9 protein-coding genes are annotated in these 10,505 nt (G+C 30.1%); 6 read left to right on the forward strand and 3 right to left on the reverse strand.

Annotated elements, in window-relative coordinates:
- Positions 1–34: 34 nt before the first annotated feature.
- The 4 genes from AJ936_RS08710 to AJ936_RS08725 all read left to right on the forward strand — a co-directional run bounded on the left by AJ936_RS08710 (position 35) and on the right by AJ936_RS08725 (position 3,711).
- Positions 35–1,234, forward strand: a complete 1,200-nt coding sequence (locus tag AJ936_RS08710) for an MFS transporter (RefSeq protein WP_070274390.1) — start codon at positions 35–37, stop codon at positions 1,232–1,234.
- Between the two features lie 55 nt (positions 1,235–1,289).
- Entirely contained in the window at positions 1,290–1,610 is a 321-nt protein-coding gene (gene ciaC, locus AJ936_RS08715; RefSeq protein ID WP_002871002.1) for an invasion antigen CiaC, read from the forward strand.
- A gap of 179 nt (positions 1,611–1,789) precedes the next feature.
- Complete coding sequence (gene hemE, locus AJ936_RS08720) at positions 1,790–2,812, forward strand: uroporphyrinogen decarboxylase (protein ID WP_002866238.1); 1,023 nt, start codon at positions 1,790–1,792, stop codon at positions 2,810–2,812.
- Complete coding sequence (locus AJ936_RS08725; RefSeq protein WP_052857449.1) at positions 2,809–3,711, forward strand: radical SAM protein; 903 nt, start codon at positions 2,809–2,811, stop codon at positions 3,709–3,711. The genes hemE and AJ936_RS08725 overlap by 4 nt, the downstream gene beginning before the upstream one ends.
- Here AJ936_RS08725 and AJ936_RS08730 read toward each other — a convergent pair.
- Genes AJ936_RS08730 through AJ936_RS08740 form a run of 3 tightly spaced genes read right to left on the reverse strand, consistent with a single transcriptional unit; the run spans position 3,708 to position 7,195 of the window.
- Positions 3,708–4,904: a hypothetical protein gene (locus AJ936_RS08730; protein WP_070274392.1), complete on the reverse strand. Its 1,197-nt coding sequence runs from the start codon at positions 4,902–4,904 to the stop codon at positions 3,708–3,710. The two genes, AJ936_RS08725 and AJ936_RS08730, sit on opposite strands and share 4 nt — an antisense overlap.
- A 1-nt stretch (position 4,905) precedes the next feature.
- Positions 4,906–6,708: an excinuclease ABC subunit UvrC gene (gene uvrC / locus AJ936_RS08735; protein ID WP_070274394.1), complete on the reverse strand. Its 1,803-nt coding sequence runs from the start codon at positions 6,706–6,708 to the stop codon at positions 4,906–4,908.
- Positions 6,701–7,195: a hypothetical protein gene (locus tag AJ936_RS08740; protein ID WP_070242773.1), complete on the reverse strand. Its 495-nt coding sequence runs from the start codon at positions 7,193–7,195 to the stop codon at positions 6,701–6,703. Before AJ936_RS08740 ends, uvrC begins: the two co-directional genes overlap by 8 nt.
- A gap of 138 nt (positions 7,196–7,333) precedes the next feature.
- On the opposite strand from AJ936_RS08740, the gene guaA reads away from it, so the two are divergent.
- Both guaA and AJ936_RS08750 read left to right on the forward strand, forming a co-directional pair.
- Positions 7,334–8,869, forward strand: a complete 1,536-nt coding sequence (guaA, locus tag AJ936_RS08745; protein WP_070240385.1) for a glutamine-hydrolyzing GMP synthase — start codon at positions 7,334–7,336, stop codon at positions 8,867–8,869.
- 88 nt (positions 8,870–8,957) lie between these two features.
- Entirely contained in the window at positions 8,958–10,418 is a 1,461-nt protein-coding gene (locus AJ936_RS08750; protein WP_070240383.1) for a hypothetical protein, read from the forward strand.
- Positions 10,419–10,505 lie beyond the last annotated feature (87 nt).

Consider the following 10,505-nt stretch of genomic DNA (forward strand, 5'->3'; position numbering starts at 1 on the left):
ATAATGCGTTTTTATTTTTTATAAGGAACTTAAAATGCAAAATTACAAAAAAGCTCTTTTTGCACTAGCTCTTAGTGCTTTTTGTATGGGTGTAACCGAATTTGTTATGGCAGGAGTTTTGGTTGATGTTGAAGCGTATTTTAGCGTAGATGCAAAAACTGCGGGCTATCTTACAACCTTATATGCTATAGGTGTTGTTATAGGCGCTCCTCTTATTACTATACCTTTAAGTCGTTTTCACAGACATACACAACTTTTAATCAATCTTGGAATTTTTGCTTTAGCAAATTTCATTATCTTTTTTAGCCAAAATTTCTATCTTACAGCATTTGCGCGTTTTGTAGCAGGAACACAACATGGAGTATTTTTTGTCATTGCTACCTTAGCTGTAAGTGCTATAACCCCAGATGATAAAAAATCAAGCGCTCTGGCTATAATGGTCACAGGACTTACTGTAGCCTTGGTTACTGGAGTGCCGCTTGGAACTTTCATAGGGCATTATTTTGGCTTTAAATTTATCTTTTTACTTATTTTTATCATTACAAGCTTAGCATTTTTTGGAGTATGGCATATGATGCCCAAAAATTTACATCCTAGTCCAACAAGTCTTAAAAATTTAATCCCTGCTTTTTCACATCAAAATTTGTTAAAAACTTATACTATAACCATTTGTAGTTGTGGGGCTCAATTTGTTCTTTATACTTATTTGCAAAAATTACTTGTAGAAATAAGCGGTTTTAAAGTCCAAGATACAGCTTATATCTTACTTTTATATGGAATTTGTGCAATTTGTGGGAATTTATGGGGCGGAAAAATAGTAGATAAAAAAGGTGCTATTTTTTCCTTGCGTCTTATTTTAAGCATACAAGTTCTAGTATTTTTAAGCGTATTTCTCACCATGTATTCTAAAATTTTAATCATTTTTAGCATAGCCTTGATAGGATTTTTTGCCTTTTCAACCATACCTGCACTAAAAATGCTTAGCATTGCCAAAGCTAAACGCCATACTTATAAAGTCATAGACAGCACAGTAAGTGTAAATGAAGCAGCTTTTAATGTAGGCATAGCCTTAGCAAGTTTTTTAGGTGGGATTGTTTTAGCAGGATTGGGTATAGAATTTAATGCTTTATTTTCAGCACTTTTTGTAAGCCCTGCTTTGATTTTTGCCTTACTTTTTGCCAAAGATAAATTAAATTATAAAAAATTTCAAAGAAAAAGTTTTAAAAAGGTATAAATTGGAATAGAAATTGCTTGTTTGTTTAATGTAAAGTTAAATAAAGGAGGAGAAAATGGTAGTAGATATCACTCAAAAAACATCAAATGCTATCTTTAGCACCACAACTAAAGTTAAAGAGAAAAATACTTCGGCAGATGAATTTCAAGCCACATTAAATGAAGTAAAAAACAAAGAAGAAAAGGAAGAGAAAAAAACAAACTCAAGCAAATTTACTAATGAAGACATTGATCTTGGTGCTGTTAGAGAAGATTTTAGATCTTATGCTTGGCAAAAAATGAGAGAAGATCAATACAAAAAAAATGAGGAGACTTTGCTAAATAAGCTTTTTGCTACAATTGACGCAGGAAATGCTGCAAACAATACAAAGGCTTAATATACAAATCAAAACTCAAACTACACAAACGAGAATTCCAATAATTCTCGTAAATTTTCTAATAACTCCAGATAAAATGAAAAAATTTATTATTTCCTCCATATGAAGAAAATATAGAAAAATTGACCAATTTAATTTATCAAATTCTGTTATAATTTTGCTAAAAACAAAGGAAAATAATGATTTTTATTGATGCTTGCTTTAAAAAACCTACACCCTACACCCCTATTTGGATGATGCGTCAAGCAGGAAGATATTTGCCAGAATATATGGAAGTAAGAAAACAAGCGGGTGATTTTCTCTCTTTATGCAAAGACTATAAAAAAGCTTCTGAAGTTTCTTTACAGCCTATTGATATTTTAGATGTAGATGCAGCAATCATTTTTTCAGATATCTTAGTTGTTCCTCTTGAAATGGGTATGAATTTACGTTTTGAAAAAGGAGAAGGGCCTGTTTTTGATAATCCTATTTCAACCCTAGAAGACTTAGAAAAACTTGACGATCAAAATGCGCATAAAAAATTAAATTATGTCTATGATGCCTTAAAGCTTACAAGAGAAAAATTATCTCAAAACAAGGCTTTAATAGGATTTTGCGGAAGCCCTTGGACTATAGCTACCTATATGATAGAAGGAAGTGGAAGTAAAAATTATGCAAAGTGTAAAAAAATGCTTTATCAAAACCCAGAACTTTTACATAAAATTCTAAATAAACTAACTCAAGTTTTAAAACTTTATTTAGAAGAGCAAATTAAAGCAGGTGCTAATGCTATACAAATTTTTGATAGCTGGGCAAGTGCTTTAGAATACGATAAATTTTTTGAATTCTCTTTTAATTATATGCTTGAAATTTCAAATTTTATCAAAAGCAAATACCCAAATATACCTGTAATTTTATTCCCTAAAGGCATTAGCGGTTATTTGGATAGAATCGATGGTAATTTTGATGTTTTTGGGGTTGATTGGAGTACTCCGCTTGATTTAGCACGCGATAAACTATCACACAAATACACTCTTCAAGGCAACATGGAGCCTTGCAGACTTTATGATAAAAATGCCATCAAAGAAGGAGTGGAAAAAATACTAAAAACCATGCAAAATAAAGCTCATATTTTCAACTTAGGACATGGGATCTTGCCTGATATTCCTGTTGAAAATGCAAAATATTTTATCAAGCTTGTACAAGAAAGCTCAGCTAAATGAAAATACTCTTTGGTCCTGTTAGCTCAAGGCGTTTTGGAAGATCTTTGGGTATAGATTTAAGCCCTAGTAAAAAACAATGCAATTTTGATTGTGTTTATTGCGAGCTTGATCCAAAAAAAGCCCAAGAAAAACAAGATGAAATTATCAGCATAGATAAAATTATCTCCGAAGTTAAAGCTATGCTTGAAAAAAATGTTGAATTTGATTTTCTTACCCTTACTGCCAACGGGGAGCCTAGTCTTTATCCTTATTTAAATGAGCTTATTTTATCTTTACGCAGCATTGCTAAAGATAAAAAATTACTTATTTTAAGCAATGGTACAGCTGTATTAGATGAAGACAAATTTAATGCTTTGCTAAAACTAGATGTGGTCAAATTTAGCCTAGATAGCGCAGTTGCTAAAACTTTTTATCGTATTGATAGAGCTTTAAAAAACATTGACTTAGAAAAAATGATAGAAAAAATGGCAGATTTTAGAGCTAGGTTTAATGGAGATTTGATTATGGAAATTCTAGTTGTTAAAGATCTTAATGACAACGAAGAAGAATTTAAAGCACTCAATCAAGCTTTAAAAAAAATCATGCCTTTAAGAGTTGATCTAAGTACCATAGATAGACCTCCTGCTTATGCTGTTAAAAAAGTAAGCGAAGAAAAACTTTTAAAACTTTCTAAACTTATAGATTCTACTCCCGTACTCTTAGCCAAAAGGCATTACGAAGGTGAAAAACTAGGCTTCAATAAAGAAGAATTATTAAAAATGCTTCATTTACGCTCACAAAGCGAAATAGACATAGAAGCGAAATTTGATGAACAATCTAAAACTCTCTTAAGTCAACTTATCAAAGAAAAAAAGGTAAAAATTCTCGATTTAGCTGGAGTTAAATTTTATAAAGTTTAGGCCTTTGGCAAATACTTCCTAAGTAAAGTTATAAGATCATTTCTACTTACATCACTTAAAACTTCACTCACACAATCAAAATCCCTAACTTTTTCCTTTGAAAAAAAGATGATATGGCTTTGCGGATGCTGTTTTTTATAAGCACTTAGCAAATTTCTCATTTGCTCAAGATCAAATTTAATTAATTCATAATCAAGCAAAATCAAACGATAAGTCTCCTTGCTTAATTCTTGTTTTAATTGACTAAAAGAATTTATACATATATTTTTATCGCATTGTTTTTCTATTATATTAAAAAATAAGGTTGCATCAAAATCATTTTGTTTAAAAAGCAATACATTATTTTGATAAGGGGTTTTAAATTTTAAAGTGCAAACCTTATCAAGCTTGTTTTGCAAAATATTTTCAAGATCTTTTTTTTCAAAAGGTAAAGTTAAAAAATACTCATAATGTGTATTTTTATGCCGACCCATCACTATAAAATTATAGTTTTTCTTTACATTTTCATTTAAAATTTTATCCTTGATAAAAATCAAATGAAAGTCATTAACATCAAAACTTAAATTTTTAAAACAAGTACTTTCTATGCCAAAATACGAAAGTAAATTTGCAAGTAAAAAATTTTCAAGCTCATCATTATTAACTATAGCCACACTTGCTTCAAACTGCAAAACCTTTCCGTGAGATGTCCCTATAATGCTTTTATGATGCTCTAAAGCCTCATTTAATTCTAATCTAATTTGATCTTTTTGAGAATTTAAGGCATTTAAAATCAAAGAATTAATTTCTTTATTATACCCTTCATTTAAACAACGCATTGCATTAGATATATTTCCAAGCTGATATAAATTTTCTTCTAATAAATGCAAATATCTGTCTTTTTCATGGGATATTTTAGTTAAATTTTGTCCCGTAGTTTCAAATTTTTCCTTTAACAAATCAAGCGCACTATCAACATCAATCTTTTTTTGAAAATTTAAAAAATCATTTTGCATACAAAAAATTTTTTGATATATTTTGTTTATATTTCTATTTTGTCTAAAAGCAAAAATAAAAAGTGTTAAAGATAAAACAAAAATGCTAGAAAACATACCTATTTTCAGTTGTTCAGTAACACTATCAAGCTTTAAGATATCAATACTTAAATACGCTAAAATTAGATTAAAAATAAAAATTATCCCCGCTAATATCAAATCAATTTTCCTTTATCTTTTGCGCCGCTTTCTTGCCCACAAGCATTGCAAGATCTTTAAAATCAGCCTTATATATAGATTCAAAATTTCCATAATACGCTAAAAGTTTTTGTATAACCCCTGAACTAAGTCCTAAATTTACAAGCTTAGAACTTTTCAAGTCCTGTTTTTTCTTAGTATTTTGATGAAAGCTGATAGCAAAACGGTGCGCTTCATCTCTTAATTTCTGTAAGAATTGTAGTTTTTTATCGTTAATACTTAAGCTAAATTCTCCTTTTAAGGAATGAATTTTATCCTTAGCACCTCCTTTAGCCCTATGTGCTTTTGCATCGATTTTTTCTTTTGAAATAGCTAAAATATCGATATTAGCTCCACTACTTACAATGATTTCTTTAGCCAAATCAAGCAAAGCCTTTCCTCCATCTATAAGCCATAAATCAGGAGGGGGTATTTTATCAAAGTCCAAAGCCCTACGCGTTAAGACTTCACGCATTTGTTCGTAGTCATTTTTATGTTTTAAATGAAATTTTCGATATTTTGACTTATCCCAAGAATTCATTCTATAAGTTACCATAGCTCCAACATTTGCCACACCTTGCAAATGAGAATTATCAAAAATTTCTATATCATTTGGTAAATTTTCAAGTTCAAAATAAGACTTTAATTCTTTTTGCATAGTAAAATCATGATTTTTTTGCTCTTTTTCTATATTTAAAAGTGCATTTTGAAAAGCCAAATCACAAATTTTTCTTTTTTCTCCTATTTTAGGGATTTTAATACTAATTTTTTTATCAAACCTTTGGCTTAAAATTTCTTCCAAAAGCACTCTATCTTCAAATTCTTCATAAACATAAATAACATTTGCAAGCAAAGGAATGTCCATACTAAAATTTTCTAAAATCAATTGCTTATAAATTTCATTTTTATCCCATTGTATATCATTTTTTATAGGAGTAATCTTAGAATTTACACTGATAATTTTTCCATTTTGCACTACAAAACGCAAGGTTGAAAGCATAGAATCTTCAAAAGCTAAAGCAAACACTTCAAAATCTTCTAATTTTGCAATATCTATTTCAACTCTAACTTCCAAATCTTTAATCGTTGCAATCTGATCCCTTACTTTAGCTGCTTCTTCGTAATTTTCATTCTGTGCTAAAACAAGCATTTGTTTTTCTAAATTTTTTATTAAAATACTAGGATTTAAAAGTGCGTGCATAGCCTCATCTAAAATTTTAAGGTATTTTTCCCTGCTGATGCGTTTATCACAAGGTGCAAGACAACGAGAAATTTGATAAAAAATACAAGGGGATTTACAACTTGCTTTTTGCTTTAAAGGATAGTATAAATAAAGTGCATCTAAAAGCTCTCTAGCACCTTTAAAAAAAGGGCCAAAATATTTGATTTTGCTTTTTTTTACCAATTTTCTAGTAATCTCAAAACGTGGAAATTCTTCTTCAAAATCCACATAAATATAAGGATAAGTTTTATCATCTCTTAGTAAAATATTATATTTTGGATGCAGTTGTTTGATAAAAGAATTTTCTAAAATCAAAGCATCAGCCTCTGAATTAGTAGTGATAAATTCCAAATGCACTGTTTCTTCAATCATTTTTTGAATTCTTAAAGAATTTCTTGGATTTGCATGTAAATTTGGAGTAAAAGCAAAATAAGATTTGACACGATTTTTAAGATTTTTAGCCTTACCTACATATAAAAGCTTTCCTTCTTGATTGAAGTATTGATAAACTCCAGCGCTATTGGGAAGAGTTTTTAACTCATTTTCCAAATTCTCTTTAGTCAAGATTAGAACCTTTTTTTATAAGTTCTCTTAAATCTTCAAATTTCTTAAATAATTTTTTATCTTTAAAGCAATTTTTAAATTCACCCTTAGAAAGCTCCAAATAAGAATTTTTAGAGAGTTTTTCATCATTTTTGTTTTTATTTACTGCATAAGTGTATTTTTGGGAAAAGATTTTTATATCTTTTATATCAACAAATCCACTTAAAGGATATTTTTGTCCATATGCTTTTATGAGAAATTTAATATAAATTTTGCTATCATCATGATTTAATTCTTGATAAGCTGCTGGATGTAAGGTTATTATATTTAAAATATGATTTTTTACATAAATTTTAGCAATCAAACGTTGCTTAGCAAGCGGAAAAGAACTTAAAAAATCTTTGCAAAAAAATAAGGTTTTTAAAGGCTTATAATGAGGTTTATCCATCAATTCATTAATAACAGCACTAGCGTTTTTAGTCATCTTGATATTATTTCTTTTTCTCATAAGATGATTTTAGCATTTCTTTTCTTAATTTTCTTCTGTGCTTGCGGATATAAAGGCAACCCTCAATACACAAGCTATGAACAAAATGGCTCGGTAAAAACCATTAAAAAATACGAACAATTACATAGGTGGTAAATAATGAAAAAAGCAGATATTTTAGTTTTAGACTTTGGCTCTCAATACACTCAGCTTATAGCAAGACGCTTAAGGGAACAAGGAGTTTATGCAGAAATTTTACCTTTTAATGTAAGCTTAGCTGATATCAAAGCAAAAGAACCAAAAGGTATTATTTTAAGTGGAGGTCCAGCAAGCGTATATGCAACTGATGCGTATTTTTGCGATAAAGGCATATTTGACTTGGGTTTACCTGTTCTTGGAATTTGTTATGGTATGCAGCTTATGGCACATCATTACAAAGCTACAGTTGCACCTGCAGGACATAAAGAATACGGTAAAGCAAACATAGAAGTTAAAAAAGATAGTGCTTTATTTAAAAATCTTCCAAAAAAACAAACCGTTTGGATGAGTCATTCTGATAAAGTAGAAAATTTACCTCAAGGTTTTGAAGTTTTAGCCACAAGTGAAAATAGTCCTTTTTGTGTTTTTGGCAACGAAGATAAGAAATTTTTTGCTCTACAATTTCACCCAGAAGTACAACACAGTGAATTTGGCAAAAATATCTTAAAAAATTTTGCTAAATACGCTTGTAATTGTGAAAGCGTTTGGAATATGGGTTCTTTTGCAAAAACTCAAGCGGAAAAAATCCGTGAAGAAGTAGGCAGTGATAAAGTGCTTTGTGCTGTAAGTGGCGGAGTAGATAGTAGTGTAGTTGCTGCACTTTTAGCCAGTGCTATAAAAGAGCAAGTTATAGTAGTTTTTGTAGATAATGGACTTTTAAGAAGCGGAGAAAAAGAACAAGTTGAATTTATGTTTAAAAATACCTTAGGTATCGATCTTATCAGCATTGATGCAAGTGAAATTTTCTTAAGTCGCTTGGCTAATGTTAGAGATCCTGAGCAAAAAAGAAAAATTATAGGAAATACCTTTATAGAAGTTTTTGAAGAAGAAGCAAAAAAACATAAAGATGTAAAATATCTCGCTCAAGGCACACTTTATACTGATATCATAGAAAGTTCTGTTGTAGGTGCAAGCAAAACCATTAAAAGCCATCATAATGTAGGGGGCTTACCTGAAAAAATGAATTTTAAACTCATAGAGCCTTTAAAAGAAATTTTCAAAGATGAAGTGCGTGCCCTAGGACTTGAGCTTGGACTTAGCAAAGAAGTGGTTTATCGCCATCCTTTCCCTGGACCAGGGCTTGCTATACGCATTATGGGAGAAGTAAATCGCCCTAGCTTAGAACTATTGCGTAAAGCTGATGTAATTTTACTTGAAGAACTTAAAAGCACAGGTTGGTATGATAAAACTTGGCAAGCATTTTGTGTGCTTTTAAATGTTAAAAGTGTTGGGGTTATGGGGGATAACCGCACTTATGATAATGCAGTTTGCATACGCGTTGTAGATGCAAGTGATGGTATGACAGCTACTTTCTCGCATTTACCTTACGAAGTTTTAGAAAACATAAGTCGCCGTATCATCAATGAAGTAGAAGGCATAAACCGCGTTGTTTATGATATCTCAAGCAAACCACCCGCAACCATAGAATGGGAATGATCCATTTTTTCTAGCTCTTATTTTTATTATAAAATTTTTATAATAAAAATAAGGCTAGAATTTATTTAAGAAATTTCAAGGAAGAAATATGCATGGAAAAATAGCTATTTATATGGATTCTACAGGACGTGGAACCGTTACAAACTCAGCAAATACCTTTTTTGACTTCAATCGCCAAATTTGGAATGATAAAAAAAGTATGCCAAGTGTTGGTATGCTTGTGGAATTTAGAACTCTTTCTAGCGAAAAAAAAGCAGAAGACGGCAAGCCCGTTCAAACAAGCAAAACCATAACGGGTATAAAACCTTCAAAATTTCAAGAATTTAAAGAAGGGGATTTTATCACTGAGCATGATTTTTGGAAAACTGATAATGATGATGAATTAGAAGACTTGCAAAACTCAAGAAGAAGTGCTTATATAACAGAACTCTATAGAACAACAGACTTTGACAGTATAGAAAAAATTCCTCTTTCTTTTACTATACCTCAAGCTATACAAAAATATTTTGCCCATGAAATTTTATCCGTAGAAACGCTTCAAGCCAATCTACAAGATGAAAAGGAAATTCCTTGCATACTTGATTATCTTATACTTAAAAGATTTTTATTTAAAGCTTATGATACTTTAATTTTTATGGATAATAGCATAGACCAAACCCAATTTAGCGCGTTAAAAAGTATCATGATGCATTTAGAGAATTCATATAAGCAAATGATAGCTGATCAAAAACCAAATATCACTAAAATTTTTAACGAAACTTTTTTATCTTTGCAGTGTCATTACCAAGCTTTAGTAGCCACCATAGATACAAGAAAAAATCGTCTAGCCTCACTTGAAGCACAAATGAAAACTTTACAATCTGAAATAAATCTTAAAAGTAATGCGGCCAATGTAGACCCTGAAAAACTTAAAGCACGACAAGAAAGATTGGCTAAGCTACAAAAAGAAGCAGAATACTACAGAACAACACTAAAAAGACTTGATGCTATAAGGGAGGATTTTTATAAGAAAAATTACAATATTTTCGAAAATGCTTTTAAGCTTTCACGAGAAAAGCTCTTTAAAAAAATTGTCACAGGTTTAAATCTATGCGCAACCATAATGGATGTTAAAATTTGGCACTTATCTTTAAAATCATCAGGGGTTAAAAATTCTTATTTTACTATGAGCAATATAGAAAATTCTTTCTGTTCTCTTTCTTTTGCAGAACATTACTTAAGTCGCTTAAATAAATCCGCTCTAAATCCTTTTGACCAAAAACTTTTAGTGTATATTCAAAAAATTACAAAAGAACAAAGAAAAAAATTTTTAGTTGTCACATCGGATTTAGATTTATTATGCAAATTAAAAATTGAAAACTTTTCACAAAATCCATATTATTTAGTAAAATACGCACCTAAAAAAGTGAATTATCAGTCTTTAATGCGTGATAACACCTTTGATATAGTCTATATTGATGAAAAACATGTTTGGGAAAATGTTGCCGATATTATTTTACAAGGAAAGCATTTTGACAAATCAGGAAAAACCAAATTTAAACTGATTTAAGACATAGAAATTTAAGCTAAATTAAGTTATAATTTCCTTGCCTAAACAGTTTGTGGTATTTAAAGTGATCCAACACATTTTTATTAA

The organism is Campylobacter sp. BCW_6877 (genome assembly GCF_001762445.1).
Lineage (GTDB): Bacteria > Campylobacterota > Campylobacteria > Campylobacterales > Campylobacteraceae > Campylobacter_D > Campylobacter_D jejuni.